Annotated in this window: 16 protein-coding genes; 14 read left to right on the top strand and 2 right to left on the bottom strand. The window is 49.0% G+C overall.

Going from position 1 to position 15,931, the window contains the following annotated elements:
* Nucleotides 1-9: 9 nt before the first annotated feature.
* Nucleotides 10-3,027 carry a ribonuclease E gene (gene rne, locus GCE9029_RS07355; protein ID WP_062662204.1) on the bottom strand — a complete coding sequence of 1,006 codons (3,018 nt, stop codon included), beginning with the start codon at nucleotides 3,025-3,027 and terminating at the stop codon, nucleotides 10-12.
* A gap of 521 nt (nucleotides 3,028-3,548) precedes the next feature.
* Here rne and rluC point away from each other — a divergent pair.
* Both rluC and GCE9029_RS07345 read left to right on the top strand, forming a co-directional pair.
* Nucleotides 3,549-4,505 (top strand): 23S rRNA pseudouridine(955/2504/2580) synthase RluC, encoded by a 957-nt coding sequence (gene rluC, locus GCE9029_RS07350; RefSeq protein ID WP_062662202.1) that lies wholly within the window; start codon nucleotides 3,549-3,551, stop codon nucleotides 4,503-4,505.
* A complete protein-coding gene (locus GCE9029_RS07345) occupies nucleotides 4,495-5,136 on the top strand; it encodes an HAD family hydrolase (protein WP_082804295.1) in 642 nt (213 codons plus the stop codon). Before rluC ends, GCE9029_RS07345 begins: the two co-directional genes overlap by 11 nt.
* 218 nt (nucleotides 5,137-5,354) lie before the next feature.
* Here the strand turns inward: GCE9029_RS07345 and GCE9029_RS07340 are convergent, their stop codons facing one another.
* Nucleotides 5,355-5,939, bottom strand: a complete 585-nt coding sequence (locus GCE9029_RS07340) for a Maf family protein (protein ID WP_062662200.1) — start codon at nucleotides 5,937-5,939, stop codon at nucleotides 5,355-5,357.
* A 245-nt stretch (nucleotides 5,940-6,184) separates the two neighbouring features.
* Here GCE9029_RS07340 and yceD point away from each other — a divergent pair, with 245 nt between their 5' ends.
* From yceD to holB, 12 genes are all read left to right on the top strand, one after another.
* Nucleotides 6,185-6,715, top strand: coding sequence for a 23S rRNA accumulation protein YceD (gene yceD, locus GCE9029_RS07335; protein ID WP_002541719.1), 531 nt, complete (start codon nucleotides 6,185-6,187; stop codon nucleotides 6,713-6,715).
* 5 nt (nucleotides 6,716-6,720) lie between these two features.
* Nucleotides 6,721-6,891 (top strand): 50S ribosomal protein L32, encoded by a 171-nt coding sequence (gene rpmF, locus GCE9029_RS07330; RefSeq protein ID WP_002541721.1) that lies wholly within the window; start codon nucleotides 6,721-6,723, stop codon nucleotides 6,889-6,891.
* 9 nt (nucleotides 6,892-6,900) lie between these two features.
* Entirely contained in the window at nucleotides 6,901-7,926 is a 1,026-nt protein-coding gene (gene plsX / locus GCE9029_RS07325) for a phosphate acyltransferase PlsX (protein ID WP_082804294.1), read from the top strand.
* 5 nt (nucleotides 7,927-7,931) lie between these two features.
* Nucleotides 7,932-8,897, top strand: coding sequence for a beta-ketoacyl-ACP synthase III (locus tag GCE9029_RS07320; RefSeq protein ID WP_062662198.1), 966 nt, complete (start codon nucleotides 7,932-7,934; stop codon nucleotides 8,895-8,897).
* 13 nt (nucleotides 8,898-8,910) lie between these two features.
* Nucleotides 8,911-9,837: an ACP S-malonyltransferase gene (fabD, locus tag GCE9029_RS07315; RefSeq protein WP_062662196.1), complete on the top strand. Its 927-nt coding sequence runs from the start codon at nucleotides 8,911-8,913 to the stop codon at nucleotides 9,835-9,837.
* A 57-nt stretch (nucleotides 9,838-9,894) separates the two neighbouring features.
* Entirely contained in the window at nucleotides 9,895-10,629 is a 735-nt protein-coding gene (gene fabG / locus GCE9029_RS07310; RefSeq protein WP_062662193.1) for a 3-oxoacyl-ACP reductase FabG, read from the top strand.
* A gap of 157 nt (nucleotides 10,630-10,786) precedes the next feature.
* Nucleotides 10,787-11,023 carry an acyl carrier protein gene (acpP, locus tag GCE9029_RS07305; protein ID WP_007467184.1) on the top strand — a complete coding sequence of 79 codons (237 nt, stop codon included), beginning with the start codon at nucleotides 10,787-10,789 and terminating at the stop codon, nucleotides 11,021-11,023.
* 97 nt (nucleotides 11,024-11,120) lie between these two features.
* Nucleotides 11,121-12,359, top strand: a complete 1,239-nt coding sequence (gene fabF / locus GCE9029_RS07300; RefSeq protein WP_062662191.1) for a beta-ketoacyl-ACP synthase II — start codon at nucleotides 11,121-11,123, stop codon at nucleotides 12,357-12,359.
* A gap of 103 nt (nucleotides 12,360-12,462) precedes the next feature.
* A complete protein-coding gene (gene pabC / locus GCE9029_RS07295; protein ID WP_062662189.1) occupies nucleotides 12,463-13,272 on the top strand; it encodes an aminodeoxychorismate lyase in 810 nt (269 codons plus the stop codon).
* Nucleotides 13,269-14,282, top strand: coding sequence for an endolytic transglycosylase MltG (mltG, locus tag GCE9029_RS07290; protein ID WP_062662187.1), 1,014 nt, complete (start codon nucleotides 13,269-13,271; stop codon nucleotides 14,280-14,282). Before pabC ends, mltG begins: the two co-directional genes overlap by 4 nt.
* Nucleotides 14,279-14,914: a dTMP kinase gene (tmk, locus tag GCE9029_RS07285; protein ID WP_062662185.1), complete on the top strand. Its 636-nt coding sequence runs from the start codon at nucleotides 14,279-14,281 to the stop codon at nucleotides 14,912-14,914. The genes mltG and tmk overlap by 4 nt, the downstream gene beginning before the upstream one ends.
* Entirely contained in the window at nucleotides 14,904-15,872 is a 969-nt protein-coding gene (gene holB / locus GCE9029_RS07280) for a DNA polymerase III subunit delta' (protein ID WP_062662183.1), read from the top strand. Before tmk ends, holB begins: the two co-directional genes overlap by 11 nt.
* The last annotated feature ends 59 nt before the right edge of the window (nucleotides 15,873-15,931 follow it).

Genomic DNA, 15,931 nt, shown 5'->3' with positions numbered 1-15,931 from the left:
CCGGACTTCTTATTGGAAGTTAGGCTTTGTCGCTGGGGCTGCAGCGCTGTTGGTTGCCGTTTGGCTACCTGCTTGGCGCGTTTCAGCTCGTTCGCTTCGGAATTCAGCAATGGCTACTTCAATCGCTGATTCAGCGCTTTCTGGTGCTGGCGCTTTTGTCATTGGAGACGTAGCACGACCGATGCGAATAGCAGGTTTAGCGGGCTTCTCTGCCTCTACAGCAGGGATTTCGCTCGCTTCCATGACACTCTTCACATTCGTCTCTTCAGCTTTTGGTGCTTCTACCTGTGCAACAACGGCTTCGACAACTGGTTCAGCAGCAGGTGCTTCTTCTTCAGGTGCATTAACCGCAACAGGTAGCTCTTCGTTCAGGGCGTCAGCACCTTCGTACTTGGCTTTCTCTTCCAGCACTGTTGGCACTGAACGACGCACAATCACTTTACCCATTGCCATTTCAGGGAAGGCTACACCACCAACGGCAACTGCCTTAGGTGCTGGTGCTTCGTCTGCAGCAGGGGCTTCTGTCACGGCTTCTACCACAACAGGAGCTTTCTGAGCCGCTTTCGAAGGCCATACTTTACCCATTGCCATTTCTGGAGAAGCAACACCAGATTTCAGAACAACTTTGTTGCGCTTTTCAACGATAGAAACGGCAGTTTCCATCATATCCAGCTGCTCAAGACCTTGTTCTGTGGTTGCAGATTCATCTTCGCGATTGCTGCGACGACGGCGTTGACCACTTGCGCGCAGGTGACGAGGTGAACGGCGGTTACGACGTTTCTCTTCACGTTGCTCACCATTTTCGTTAGCTTCAACAGCTTCTGGTGCATCGGTGTTTGCTTCAGCTTTCGCTTCTTCTGCAACAGCTTTACCCATTTCGTGAAGTGGGTTCACCGCTGCAACTTCTACTTCTTCTGCGTTATCAGCAACACGGACTTTCTTGTTCAGCTTGCGGCGTTGACGGCGTTGTTTCACTTTCTCCGTCTTTTCCGCTTTCTCTTGCTTCTCAGCTTGAGAATCTTCTTTTACTGGCTTAGCCGCTTTCGCTTGCTGTTGACGTTGGTCTGCTTTTTCAGCCTTATCAACTTGCTTACGGTTCTGCTTCTTAGCTTGTTTTTCCGGGCGCTCATTTGAACGTTCGCCGTTCTCTGGGCGCTCTTTACGGCGTTGTTGCTTCTTCTCACCACGTTGTTCGGTGTTCTTGCCGTTTTCATCGCGTTGATTGTTGCGAGAACCGCGACGAGTACGGTCTTGAGAACGCTTGTGGTCACGACGGTTACGCGACTCGCGTTTTGGCTCTTCTTTCTTCTCTTCTTCCGCCGGTGCGCTAGCAAACAGGCCAGAGATGAAAGAAACCAGACGCGAGAACAAACCAGGTGTCGCTTCAGCAGCTTTAGGTGCTGGTTTAGCCGCTGGCGCCGGAGACGCTGGAGCAGCAAAACCTTGCAGCGCAGGCTCTTCACGTTTCTTCACAACACGTTCAGCAGGCGCTTCGTCCTTGCTTTCGTTCTCGCGCATCGCTTCCAGTTGTTCTGGTAAACGGTAAGAGAGTGAAGTCACTTCGTCGCCACCACGGATACGAACCACTTCGAAGTGTGGTGTTTCCATGTTTGCGTTTGGTACAACAATAACGCGAACGTTGTGGTACTTCTCAACATGCTGCACCGAACGACGTTTTTCGTTCAGCAAGTAGGAAGCAACAGGAACTGGCACAACAGCCATTACCTGAGCGGTGTTTTCCTTCAGCGCTTCTTCTTCGATCAGACGCAAGATAGACAGAGACAAGGATTCGTTATCACGAATCACACCGGTACCTGTACAGCGAGGACAGATGTGGTGGCTTGCTTCTGCCAGAGAAGGGCTCAGACGCTGGCGGGACATTTCCAGCAGACCAAAGCGGGAAATACGGCCGATTTGAACACGTGCACGGTCCATACGAACGGCTTCACGCAGGCGGTTTTCCACTTCACGCTGGTGGCGAACAGGGGTCATATCGATGAAGTCGATAACAACCAGACCACCAAGGTCACGCAGGCGCAATTGACGTGCAATTTCGTCTGCCGCTTCGAGGTTTGTCTGCAGCGCCGTTTCTTCGATATCAGAACCCTTGGTCGCGCGAGCGGAGTTGATGTCGATAGAAGTCAGTGCTTCAGTTGGGTCGATAACAATCGAACCACCGGAAGGCAAACGCACTTCACGTTGGAATGCAGATTCAATCTGGCTTTCGATTTGGTAGTGGCTGAAAAGTGGTACTTCACCTTCATAGCGCTTAACGCGATTCAGGAAGTCAGGACGGGTCGCCTGGATACGCTCACGAGCCTGATTGTAAACTTTCTCGCTGTCGATCAGTACTTCACCGATGTCACGGCGTAGGTAATCACGGAATGCACGTGCGATAACATCGCTTTCCTGATAAATCAGGAATGGAGCCGCTTTAGATTCAGCAGCGCCCTGGATGCGTTCCCAGTTGTTGAGCAGGTAGTTTAAGTCCCACTCTAGCTCTTCAGCAGATTTGCCAACACCAGCGGTACGGACGATCAGACCCATGCCTTGAGGCAGTTTCAGACCAGACATCGCTTCTTTCAGCTGGCTACGCTCTTCACCTTCGATACGACGGGAAATACCGCCAGCACGAGGGTTGTTTGGCATCAGAACCAGGTAGCTACCCGCAAGAGAGATGAAAGTGGTCAGGGCTGCGCCTTTGTTACCACGTTCTTCTTTATCAACCTGAACAATGACTTCCTGGCCTTCTTTCAACACCTCTTTGATGTTTGGACGACCTTGGTAGCTGTAATTGTCTGGGAAGTATTCGCGGGCAATTTCTTTAAGAGGAAGGAAACCGTGACGCTCAGAACCGTAGTCTACGAATGCTGCTTCAAGACTTGGCTCAATACGTGTAATACGGCCTTTATAGATGTTTGCTTTCTTCGATTCATGGCCAGGGCTTTCGATATCCAGATCGTATAAGCGCTGACCGTCAACCAATGCGACGCGCAACTCTTCCTTTTGAGTTGCGTTAATCAACATTCTTTTCATATCAAATTGTTCTCGATTATTTGTTGTTATTAGTTGTCGGAAACGAGAGAAAGAACGCAATGCTGCCAGGTCCCAAGTCTGATGTTAATGCAACCTCACGGCTGGGAAATCAGGGACGCTCCAGGGCACTACTTATCCACCCACTGATACGGAAATAAGATATTCAATCCGGTTTATTCAGTCGGCTATTCGCCACAAATGGCGACAGTCTCTTTGACACTGGTTATTTATCCCGTCGTGCCAACAAACTAACGGGTGCTTTATTCCTCATGTCTTACGCCGAGTGCTGCATGATTAAGACACCTCTAACTGCCAGCGGATCAGATACTACTCAGAAATAGTGCTAGTGGCGGTTAGGGGTCTGAGATAAAGCGGTAAAGATTTACTCTATTTGTCGACTTTTTAGTCGTGGCGAGCAAAAAAGCTTCAAACTTTTCTGCTTTACGGCGCAACTATAGCAGGGACACTTTTTTGCAGCAAACTACTTTGATGCAATGTAGAATCTACGCCCTATGAATACTGAAAAACCTAAAGTGCAATTCATCGACATTTCAGATGACATTGCAGGCCAGCGGATCGATAACTTTCTCCGAAATAGGCTAAAAAACGTACCTAAAAGTATGATTTATCGCGTTCTCCGTAAAGGAGAGGTGCGAGTTAATAAAAAACGCATAAAACCTGAATATAAGCTTCAGGCGGGCGATGTTATTCGCTTGCCACCCATCAAGATCCCAGAGACAGCGCAGGTTGAGGCACCAAGCACCAAACTGAATCGTGTTGCGGAATTGGAAAAATGTGTGATTTATGAAGACGATCACATGTTAGTGCTCAATAAACCTTCTGGAACCGCAGTTCATGGTGGGAGTGGCCTCCACTTTGGTGCGATTGAGGCAATGCGTGCATTACGCCCTGATGCCCGTTTTCTGGAATTGGTGCATAGAATCGACCGCGATACATCCGGCATCCTGCTGATTGCGAAAAAGCGCTCAGCACTGCGTCACCTTCAGGCGCAATTTCGCGAGAAGACGGTGCAGAAATACTATTTTGCATTGGCAATGGGTAACTGGAAGCCTTCTATGAAGAAGGTGACAGCACCACTTCTGAAAAACGAAGTGAACAGTATTGTTCGTGTAAACCCAAATGGTAAGCCTTCTGAAACCCGTTTTAAGGTGATGGAGCAGTTCGAGCAGGCAACTTTGGTGCAGGCGAGCCCAATTACAGGTCGTACTCACCAAATCCGTGTGCATGCACAATATGTCGGTCACCCGTTGGCATGGGATGACCGATATGGCGATCCAAGGTTTGATGCATACACCAAGAAATTTGGTCTGAGCCGCCTGTTCCTGCATGCGGCCAATATTAAGTTTACCCATCCGGGCACAGAAGAACTGATGGATATCTCTGCCCCAATGGATAAACAATTAGAACGAGCACTGGAAGGTTTAAGGAAAGCGCCACGTGTTAGCTAACTATAAGTTGGTCATTTTTGATTGGGACGGCACCGTGATGGATTCTGTCGCACGTATCGTTTCCAGCCTGGAAGAAGCAGCCCGTTTAACGGGGGGCTTACCAGAACTTTCGGGCGATGAGCTCAAACAGATGATTGGTTTGAGCCTCGACAAAGGATATGAATTTCTCTATCCCGATTCACCTTTAGAAAAGCTGGATGACTGGAAACGCCATTACGGGCAGCAGTTTCGTGTCGATAACGAAACGCCGATTGACTTGTATCCTTCTAGCTCTGCGTTCTTGGAGACATTGCAGCAAAGAGGGCATTTGCTAGCTGTAGCAACAGGTAAATCCCGTCCAGGCTTGGATAAGGCCATTGCGGATACTGGCACTTCCGCATTTTTTGTGGCGACACGAACTGCGGATGAAACGGCTTCAAAACCCGACCCTTTAATGATTCATGAGCTTTTAGTTCAGCTTGGTGTTGAGGCAAACGACGCTGTCATGGTGGGAGACACGACTCACGACATGCATTTGGCACTGAATGCTGGGGTTGATGCGATCGGTATCACTTGGGGTGTCCACGATAGGGAGACGCTAGCGGCGTATCATCCTGTCGCGATTGTGGACTCTCTGGAAGCGCTTCTCTAGTCGTCGAAGAAAGATAAGAAGAAAGTGGGGTGATAGCCCCATTTGCAGATATACCCAAACGACGTGAAGATGCCCTCCCTTCGGGTGAGTTGACTGACGCCTTGCTCTTTGTTGTTCCTATTTGATGGAGGCGACTGCACCTACAAAGGAACGCAGCGATCACAACGCCAGTCAATCTCGCTGAATCCTGCACCCTTCATTCGTTTGGGTATAAAAGGCTAAAGGACTTCGATTCCTTCCTCTCGAAGCATTTCGCATAGGCGAATCAAAGGTAAGCCAACTAAGGTGTTTGGGTCTCGCCCTTCAAGCTTGTCGAAAAGTGCGATCCCCAAGCTTTCGCATTTAAAGCTTCCTGCACAATCAAGCGGTTGTTCTTTTTGTATATAGCGTGTGATTTCTTCGTCACTCAAATGTCTGAAGTGAACATGAAAGGGCTCTAGGTCTGTTTGTGTGTTACCAGATTCTGCATTCAACAAAGTTAACCCCGTATAAAAGGCGACATGTTTTCCTGATGCCGCCTTTAACTGCTCAATAGCCTTTGCTTCTGTATGAGGTTTCCCCAAAATCTTTCCATCGATCACACAAACTTGATCGGATCCTATGATGATCGATCCTGGGTGACCATCTCGACATGCCTGCGCTTTTTCCAACGAAAGTCGTTTCACTAGTTCAGTCGGTGATTCATTTTCTTTAGCAGATTCATCAATATCCGGCGAATGGGTGATGAAGGGGAGAGCTAGCTTTTTCAGCAATGCTTGACGGTATTTAGATCCTGAAGCCAGCACAATTGTTTGTTTATTCATCTAACGATGATCCTTTACCAGAATATTCGTATACGCGGGCAAGTGTAATGTTTTAAACTTGCGGAGGCGAGTGGGCTTCCGACGAGCTTTAGCTATGGGCGCCCATTCAAGATCAATAATGCTAAGTACCTGTTGAACAGAAAGTAACCTTTTTTCTTTTTCTTGGGCTTTTGAAGCGCTTGAATAGAAGTAAAGGCATAAATTTCTTTGACTCAGGCTACATTGGAGGCTAGAATTCGCGCCCTATGCAAAAGGTAAAGCTACCACTAACGGTTGACCCGTTTAGAAGTGCGCAAAAGCGACTTGACTACGATGGCATCATCGCTGTGAAGCAACTGGAGCGTATTGCTGAGGCAACTGAAGGTGTAATCAGTGATGCTGAAGTGAAGCTTTCGTTTGACATTGATGCTCAAGGGCTGAAGATTGTACGCGGAAACGCCAAGGTCGACGTCAATTTAGAGTGTCAGCGTTGTTGGAAAGCCTTCCCGCATCATTGTGAAGTCGAATTTATTTACAGCCCGGTTTTCAATGAAGATCAGGTTGGCAATTTACCGGATGCTTATGAGCCGGCATTAGTCGACGAAAATGGTGAGATTAACCTGCTTCAACTTATCGAAGATGAGTTGATTGTGGCTCTGCCACAGGTTGCCATGCACGACGAAGTAGACTGCGAAGTCGATTCCGATGGTATGGTATTCGGGGAAATCCCGCTTGCTGATGAGCGTCCGAATCCATTTGCCGTTTTGAAAAACTTAAAGCAAAGTAACGAGGAGTAGGGTCAATGGCCGTACAACAGAACCGTAAAACCCGTTCTAAGCGTGGTATGCGTCGTTCACACGATGCGCTGGGCACTTCAGCTCTGTCTGTAGATGCAACTTCTGGTGAAACTCACCTGCGTCACAACGTGACTGCTGACGGTTTCTACCGTGGCCGCAAGGTAATCAACAAGTAAGGTTGAGCCTTGACAGGTCTAACCATTGCACTTGATGCGATGGGCGGGGATTTCGGTCCTCAAGTAACAGTGCCTGCCTCCGTGCAGGCATTGTTGCATTTCCCCTCGTTAAAAGTGGTACTCGTCGGTGATCAATCCGAGATCACCCGCCAGCTCGTATCGCTGGATCAAAAAAATAATCCCCGCATTTCAATTGTTCATGCGGAATCTTCTATCGCCAATGACACACGTCCCTCGCAAGCCTTGCGTTCAAGCAAAGGTAGCTCGATGCGTCTCGCACTCGAACTGGTTGCGGAAGGAAAGGCTGATGCCTGTGTCAGCGCGGGTAATACCGGCGCATTAATGGCACTTTCCCGCTCTCTTCTTAAATTGCTTCCAGGCATTGATCGCCCTGCACTGATTTCTGAGTTACCAACCATGGGTAACCAGCAAAGCTGGCTATTGGATTTAGGGGCGAACGTCTCGGTTGATGCCGACACCTTGTTTCAGTTCGCTGTGATGGGGTCGGTACTCGCTGAAGAACAACTGGGCTATCAGCCAACAGTTGGACTGCTTAACATCGGTGAAGAAGAGATCAAAGGGAATGACTTAGTTAAGCGCTGCGCGGAAATGCTGCAGCAGTGCTCTGCAGTTAATTACATCGGCTATGTAGAAGGCGATCAGCTTTATACCGGGAAAGCTGATGTGATTGTCTGTGATGGATTTGTCGGCAATGTAAGCCTGAAAACCAGTGAAGGCGTCGCGAGACTGTTTTTAGAAAGCCTAAAAATGCACGTTCTAGCGAATCCGTTTAAGAAACTGATGGCTAAATGGTTATTTGGTGGGCTGTTTAATCGGCTCAAACACCTGAACCCCGACCAGTACAATGGCGCAAGTCTGTTAGGATTGCGCGGCATTGTAGTTAAAAGCCACGGACGTGCAGATATATCCGCTTTCCAACATGCTATCGGAGAAGCGGTACACGAAGTCGAACGGCAACTACCTAATAAAATATGTGACCGTTTGGAAGCCGTACTACTCGAGAGGCATTATTAGTCTTCATGTACAGTAAGATTCTAGGCACAGGCAGCTATCTGCCTGCGCAAATCCGCACAAATGCGGATCTCGAAAAAATGGTTGATACCAGTGATGAGTGGATCACCGCGCGTACTGGTATTAAAGAACGTCGTATCGCCAGTGAGCAAGAAACTGTTGCCACTATGGGCTATCACGCTGCATGTCAGGCTATTGATATGGCAGGGATTGATAAGCAAGACATCGACCTGATTATTGTTGCCACAACAAGTGGCGAGAGCGCATTTCCCGCAGCAGCGTGTGATGTGCAGGCCATGCTGGAAATCAGCGGTTGTCCTGCTTTTGACATTGCAGCAGCGTGTTCTGGTTTTGTTTATGCGCTGAGTGTGGCTGATCAATATGTGAAGTCGGGCATGGCGCGTAATGCTTTGGTGATCGGCGCTGATCGTCTTTCTCATCTCTGTGATCCAGAAGACCGCTCAACCATCATTCTGTTTGGTGACGGTGCTGGCGCAGCGGTAATTGGTGCCAGCGAAGAGCCAGGCATCATCTCAACGCACCTGCGTGCAGATGGAAAGTTCGGCGACTTGTTGAAAGTCAAGTTCCCTCAGCGCGCGAAATCGGGTAGCCCAGTCGAAGCAGATTCATGGCTTCATATGGCAGGCAACGACGTGTTCAAAGTTGCTGTGACGCAACTGGCCAACATCGTTGCTGAAACGCTGGACGAGAATCAAATGGACAAGTCAGAAATTGACTGGCTGGTTCCTCATCAAGCGAACTACCGCATCATCAAGGCAACCGCGAAGAAACTCGCGATGTCGATGGATCAAGTTGTGATCACGCTAGATAAGCATGGCAACACGTCGGCCGCTTCCGTTCCAACTGCACTTGATGAAGCTGTTCGCGACGGACGAATTCAACGCGGCCAAACGATTTTGCTTGAAGCCTTCGGCGGTGGTTTCGCCTGGGGTTCAGCTCTGATCAAATATTAATAAGGAATACATAATGTCTAACTTTGCTGTGGTTTTCCCTGGTCAGGGTTCACAAGCCGTGGGCATGTTGGCAGAACTGGGTGAAAAGTTCGCCATCGTTAAAGAAACGTTTGCTGAAGCGTCTGAAGCCCTAGGTTATGATCTTTGGGCTTTGGTTCAAGATGGTCCAGCAGAAGATTTGAATCAAACCAACCGCACTCAACCTGCATTGCTGACTGCTTCCGTTGCTATCTGGCGTGTTTGGCAACAAGAAGGCGGCGCGCAGCCTGTTGTTATGGCAGGTCACAGCCTGGGTGAATACTCCGCGCTGGTTTGTGCTGGCGTTATCGATTTCAAAGAAGCCGTTAAGCTGGTTGAACTGCGTGGCGAACTGATGCAAGAAGCCGTGCCAGCTGGTGTTGGCGCAATGTCTGCGATCATTGGTTTGGATAACGACGCTATCGCGAAAGCGTGTGAAGAAGCGGCAGAAGGGCAGGTGGTTTCACCGGTTAACTTCAACTCACCTGGCCAGGTCGTTATTGCAGGTAATAAAGAAGCGGTTGAGCGAGCAAATGCACTGTGTAAAGCCGCGGGTGCAAAACGTGCACTACCGCTGCCAGTGTCTGTACCTTCACATTGCGCATTGATGAAACCTGCAGCAGACAAACTGGCTGTTGCACTGAATGATCTGACATTCTCTGCACCTTCAATTCCTGTCATTAACAACGCTGACGTAGCGACTGAAACTGATCCTGCAGCGATTAAAGAAGCGTTGGTTCGTCAACTATACGGCCCAGTTCGCTGGACCGAAGGTTGCGAAAAAATGGCAAATGAAGGCATAGAACTGCTACTGGAAATGGGCCCAGGTAAAGTACTGACGGGTCTTGCTAAGCGCATCGACAAGCGTTTGAGTGCAGCGGCAGTTAACGATTCAGCTTCTCTGGAAGCAGCTAAGCAATAAATTCTGGGATTCACAGCCAGCGATAGAGCTGGCTGTTTAATAAAGGAACGAAAACTGATGAACCTGAACGGTAAAATTGCTCTTGTAACAGGTGCGAGCCGCGGTATCGGCCGTGCAATTGCTGAACTTCTGGTTGAGCGTGGCGCAACTGTTGTAGGTACTGCAACTTCTGAGAGCGGTGCCTCAGCAATTAGTGAATATCTGGGTGAAAATGGCAAAGGTTACTCACTAAATGTAACCTCTGCTGAGTCCATTGAGGCAGTACTGAAAGCAATCAAAGAAGAGTTTGGTGACATTGATATTCTGGTAAATAACGCAGGTATCACTCGTGACAACCTTCTGATGCGAATGAAAGACGACGAGTGGCAGGACATTATGGACACCAACCTGACGTCTATCTTCCGCATGTCTAAAGCAGTACTGCGTGCGATGATGAAAAAGCGTAACGGTCGCATCATCAACGTAGGCTCAGTGGTTGGCACCATGGGTAACGCCGGTCAGGCAAACTACTCTGCGGCGAAAGCGGGAGTTGTGGGCTTCACCAAATCTATGGCACGTGAAGTTGCATCACGTGGAATTACTGTAAATACTGTTGCCCCAGGTTTCATCGAAACCGATATGACAAAAGCGCTGAATGATGATCAGCGTGCAGCGACATTGGCTCAGGTACCTGCTGGTCGTCTGGGTGATCCACGTGAAATTGCGGCTACGGTCGCATTCCTTGCATCAGAAGATGCAGCTTATATCACGGGTGAAACACTGCATGTCAACGGCGGCATGTACATGATTTAAACAATAAAGTTGCACCTCTAAATGATTCAGGTCAAAATCCGATGGTTTATCAGCCAAATCGTGGTTTGACCAGCATTTCGGGTGTTGCAACTTCCACGTTATTGAATAAACTACTGCACATATCGCATCTGCGAATCTTGTAAGGAATAGTATTAATATGAGCAACATCGAAGAACGCGTAAAAAAAATCATCGTTGAGCAACTGGGCGTAGACGAAGCAGAAGTTAAAAACGAAGCATCTTTCGTTGACGATCTGGGCGCAGACTCACTGGATACCGTTGAGCTAGTAATGGCTCTGGAAGAAGAATTCGATACCGAGATTCCAGACGAGGAAGCAGAGAAGATTACTACCGTTCAGGCAGCGATTGATTACGTTGTTGGCGCGTCTGAGTAATCAGAACAAGATCCTCCCAGGCGGTCACCTTGACCGCCTGAGTTTTTTCTACCACCCCGAAATTTCGTAATAACACCTTTCTCCGGAGAATATCATCGTGTCTAAGCGTCGTGTTGTTGTCACTGGCATGGGGATGTTATCGCCTGTAGGTAACACCGTTGAATCATCTTGGAAAGCGCTGCTGGCTGGCCAGAGCGGTATCCAGAGTATCACTCACTTCGATACCACCGATTTCGCAACCAAGTTTGCTGGTCTGGTTAATGATTTCAACAGTGAAGATTACATCTCTAAGAAAGATGCCAAAAAAATGGACCTGTTCATCCAGTACGGCATCGCAGCAAGTGTGCAAGCACTTAAAGATTCTGGTCTGGAGATCACAGAACAAAATGCAGACCGAATTGGTGTAGCCATCGGCTCTGGTATTGGTGGTCTTGGTCTGATTGAGACGAACCACCGTGCGTATGTCGAAAAAGGCCCACGCAAAATCAGCCCGTTTTTCGTACCGTCGACCATCGTAAATATGATCGCCGGTCACGTTTCTATTAATTACGGTCTTCGCGGTCCAAACATCGCGATCTCGACCGCATGTACCACTGGTCTGCACAACATTGGCCACGCAGCTCGTATGATTGCGTACGGCGATGCTGATGCAATGGTCGCAGGTGGTGCAGAAAAAGCTTCTACAGAGCTTGGCATCGGCGGCTTCGCAGCAGCGAAAGCGCTGTCTACGCGTAATGATGACCCACAAGCAGCATCACGCCCTTGGGACAAAGACCGCGACGGTTTTGTTCTAGGTGACGGTGCTGGCATGATGATTCTCGAAGAGTACGAGCATGCTAAAGCGCGTGGCGCGAAAATCTACTGTGAGCTGGTTGGCTTCGGTATGAGTGGCGATGCTTACCATATGACCTCTCCAAGCGCAGACGGTTCAGGTGGCGCACTGGCGATGAATGCGGCTATCCGTGATGCAGGCATCTCTCCAGAAGAAATTGGTTACGTTAACGCGCACGGTACATCAACGCCTGCTGGTGACGTTGCTGAAACCAAAGGTATTCGTTTGGCGCTTGGCGCTGCTGCAGACAAGGCGCTGGTATCTTCTACCAAGTCTATGACGGGTCACCTTCTGGGTGCCGCAGGTTCAGTTGAAGCGATCATTACTGCAATGTCTCTGGTTGACCAAGCAGTACCGCCAACAATCAACCTGGACAACGTAGACGAAGGCTGTGACCTTGACTATGTTCCGCATGAAGCACGTCAAGTGAAGATGGATTACGCACTGTGTAACTCATTTGGCTTCGGTGGCACCAACGGTTCACTTATCTTCAAGAAAATCTAAGTCTTTTTATTCGCCTGATTTTTTGGCGAAGAAGGTTTTTTTGATAGAATGCAACGGCTCGGGACTTGTGACCGAGCCGTTTTTTATTGTGCAGGGAATACGGATGATCCTCATAAATGGACAGCAAGTAGATACCGTAGCTTTCAGTGACCGGGCATTTCAGTACGGTGATGGTGTGTTCACCACTGTCTTGGTGAAAAATGGTCAGGCTTGTGACTGGGGTCGACATAAAACGCGTCTCGAGCAAAACGTTTCTGCGCTGCACATTGAAGGCGTAGATTGGTTATCGTTATATCAGTGGGTCGACACTGTTGCTGATTCACTTAAAGGTACTGAAAGGGCAATACTGAAAGTCATTGTGTCCAGAGGCTCTGGTGGTCGTGGCTATAGTGCGGCGGGTTGCAACAAGCCAACAGTGACGGTTTCATCTCATCCATTTCCAACACAGTATCTGTCCTGGCGCGAAACGGGCATTTCACTGTCTCTATTGGAACAGCGTATTGGCCAATCTCCATTAGCAGGCCTCAAACACCTTAACCGCCTAGAGCAAGTCATGCTCAAGCGAGAGGTCGAAAACTGTGGCACAGAGGATGGTGTTGCCTGTGACATGAACGGACATGTCATTGAAACCTCTGCCTCAAATATTTTTTGGCGAATTGACCAAACCTTGAACACACCTTTACTTACTACTTCAGGTGTTGCTGGTACTATGCGGGCTCAGGTTATCTCAGTGGCCCAAGCGCTGGGTTACGCCATCAGGGAAGTGTTGGAAACGCCTGACAGTTTGATAGACGCAGACGAGATATTCATAACAAACGCAGTAATGGGTGTGGTGCCTGTTCACTGTCTTGAAGGGAAAAACTACCGCGACTTCGATGCTTCTAGCGCGATCGCCTTAAGGTTGGATGTGTGATTAAGAAACTTGCGCTGATTGTATTGTTTTTAGCGCTGGCGGCTGCCGGCGGCGCGTACTGGGCTTATACCCAAATTGAAAATTACGTTAACAGTGATATTAAACCGACGGAAGCCTTGTTGGTGAATGTACCTGAAGGGTCAAACTATCACTCGTTCACTCGCAAACTGGTTTCAGATGGCGTCATTGATGCTTCTCAATGGTCGCGTTGGGCGGCGAAAACCCATCCTGAGTTGACCAAACTGAAAGCGGGCACTTATCAGGTTCAGCCAGATATTAGTCTTGCAGAGCTCTTTGCTTTAGTGCGTTCTGGTAAAGAGCACCAGTTCAGCATTACCTTTGTCGAGGGCAGCACTTTCAAGGAGTGGCGTGAGCAGTTGACAGAAACAGACTACCTGACCCACGACACTGCCGAGCTGACTGAAGCACAAATTGCAGAAAAATTAGGGTTGGAAGGTGAGAAAGTAGAAGGTCTGCTTCTGCCTGAGACCTATCATTATGTGGCTGGTCAAAGTGAGCTTTCCATCCTGAAACGTGCTGCGACCCAGTTACAAGCGGCACTGAATGAAGCTTGGGGTTCGCGTCAGGAAGAATTACCCATCAAGTCGGCTTACGATTTGTTGACGCTCGCTTCTATTATCGAGAAAGAAACCGCGGTTGATAAAGAGCGCGGCAAAGTCGCTTCTGTTTTTGTTAATCGCCTAAACAAGAGAATGCGTCTGCAAACTGACCCAACGGTCATCTATGGCATGGGTGACAGCTATGACGGCAACATTCGTAAGAAAGATTTACGCACGCCAACGCCATACAACACCTACGTGATTTTTGGCTTGCCACCGACGCCAATCGCAATGCCGGGTAAAGCGTCTATCATTGCTGCAGCAAACCCTGCTGATACACCTTATTTCTATTTTGTGGCCGACGGTTATGGTGGCCATACGTTTTCCAAAACACTCGCACAGCATAACCGTGCAGTGAGAGAGTATTTAAAAGTATTAAGAAGCCAATGAGTAACGGAAAATTTATCGTCGTTGAAGGTCTGGAAGGCGCGGGTAAAACCACAGCAATCCGCAACGTGATCGAGACATTGAAAGCCCAAGGTATTTCAGACATTGAAACCACCCGTGAGCCAGGTGGAACGCCACTCGCAGAGCAAATGCGTGCGTTGGTGAAAGAGGGGCACCCTGATGAACCTTTAACAGACATGGCGGAGCTGTTGCTGCTTTACGCGGCACGCATTCAATTGGTTGATAACGTCATCAAGCCCGCACTTGCTAGAGGCGCTTGCGTGGTAGGTGATCGCCATGACATGTCATCACAAGCTTACCAAGGCGGTGGGCGCGGATTCGATCAGGATCTGATGCAGAACCTTCGCGACACCGTACTGGGCGACTTTCGTCCTGACTTTACGCTGTATCTTGACCTTGACCCTGAAATTGGCCTTCAGCGCGCGAAAGCACGTGGCGAATTGGACCGAATTGAAAAGATGAAGCTGGATTTCTTCCATCGTACCCGTGCTCGTTACCTTGAGTTGGCAGAGGCTGATGACAGCGTTGTGATTATCGATGCTTCGCAGGACATCGACGCGGTATCGGCAGATATTCGTAAGGCACTGGAGAACTGGCTGAATCATGCAGGCTAAGCTCTATCCTTGGCATCAGGAAATCTGGCAAAACTGGCAGCAATTGCTCGGTCAGGATCGCTTGCATCACGCTGTGCTTCTGAGCGCGCCTAAAGGAAGCGGCAAGATTGAACTTGCTGCCATCCTGGCGAAAACCATTCTTTGTAAGAACGGTGTCACTGAGCCTTGCGGCATGTGCCATAGCTGCCAATTGTTTGATGCTGATACGCACCCAGACTTCCACTGGTTGAAACCAGAATCTGAAGGCAAGCAACTGGGAGTCGATGCAGTTCGTGCAGGCAATCAATACGCGTGGGAAACCTCTCAACTAGGAGGCCAACGCGTTATTTTGATTCAAAACGCTGATCGAATGGGTGAAGCGGCGGCCAACGCACTGCTGAAAACACTGGAAGAGCCACCATCACACTGTCACTTCATTCTCCTATCACAATCGATGGACACCATGTTACCTACGGTTGTCAGCCGCTGTAACAAGTGGAAGCCCAAGCTGCCGGAAGAAACAGTGGTGAAGCGTTGGGTTGAAGGCGAGTTGTTTGAGTCTGTTCCTCTGCAAGTGCTGCGTATTAACCGCGGGGCACCGTTAGCGGCAAAAGCATTTATTGAAGATGGTAGCGTCGGTAAGCACAAAGCATTAGTCGATGCGTTTGCTGAGTTTGTAAGTAAGAAGCAGGGCCTTTTTTCTGTCACTGACCTTATCGTCAAGGCGCAACAGGAAGGACTGCAATGGCTGAGCTTCTTGATGCTGGATATCATTAAGGTGCAGCAAGGCTCAGATGAAGCGATTGTCCACTGTGATGATATGAAAACTGTCCAGAACTTAGCGTCGGCCTTACCACAGGCAAAAGTCATGTCACAACTGATGGCCTTGAACCGTTTGAAAGCGGAGCTTTCAAAGCATACCGGCCTCAACAGTGAGCTCCTTATCAGCCGCTGGCTGACGGAATTTACAGCCTCCTAAATAATGCGGGATGATGAGCCATCCCGCTTCAAATATCGTATAATCGTCCGCTTTAGTCA

Source organism: Grimontia celer (assembly GCF_900055185.1).
GTDB classification, from domain to species: Bacteria; Pseudomonadota; Gammaproteobacteria; order Enterobacterales; family Vibrionaceae; genus Enterovibrio; species Enterovibrio celer.
Note: the sequence above shows the minus strand (reverse complement) of the source record. Positions and strands in the feature narration are given on the sequence as shown.

What these genes read in the sequence shown, in the direction of transcription:
- rne (WP_062662204.1), bottom strand. Translation starts at nt 3,027, where the DNA reads ATGTTGATTAACGCAACTCAAAAGGAAGAGTTGCGCGTCGCATTGGTT.
- GCE9029_RS07340 (WP_062662200.1), bottom strand. Translation starts at nt 5,939, where the DNA reads ATGAATAAACAAACAATTGTGCTGGCTTCAGGATCTAAATACCGTCAA.
- GCE9029_RS07320 (WP_062662198.1), top strand. Translation starts at nt 7,932, where the DNA reads ATGTACAGTAAGATTCTAGGCACAGGCAGCTATCTGCCTGCGCAAATC.
- rpmF (WP_002541721.1), top strand. Translation starts at nt 6,721, where the DNA reads ATGGCCGTACAACAGAACCGTAAAACCCGTTCTAAGCGTGGTATGCGT.
- acpP (WP_007467184.1), top strand. Translation starts at nt 10,787, where the DNA reads ATGAGCAACATCGAAGAACGCGTAAAAAAAATCATCGTTGAGCAACTG.
- fabG (WP_062662193.1), top strand. Translation starts at nt 9,895, where the DNA reads ATGAACCTGAACGGTAAAATTGCTCTTGTAACAGGTGCGAGCCGCGGT.
- pabC (WP_062662189.1), top strand. Translation starts at nt 12,463, where the DNA reads ATGATCCTCATAAATGGACAGCAAGTAGATACCGTAGCTTTCAGTGAC.
- rluC (WP_062662202.1), top strand. Translation starts at nt 3,549, where the DNA reads ATGAATACTGAAAAACCTAAAGTGCAATTCATCGACATTTCAGATGAC.
- holB (WP_062662183.1), top strand. Translation starts at nt 14,904, where the DNA reads ATGCAGGCTAAGCTCTATCCTTGGCATCAGGAAATCTGGCAAAACTGG.
- yceD (WP_002541719.1), top strand. Translation starts at nt 6,185, where the DNA reads ATGCAAAAGGTAAAGCTACCACTAACGGTTGACCCGTTTAGAAGTGCG.
- fabD (WP_062662196.1), top strand. Translation starts at nt 8,911, where the DNA reads ATGTCTAACTTTGCTGTGGTTTTCCCTGGTCAGGGTTCACAAGCCGTG.
- tmk (WP_062662185.1), top strand. Translation starts at nt 14,279, where the DNA reads ATGAGTAACGGAAAATTTATCGTCGTTGAAGGTCTGGAAGGCGCGGGT.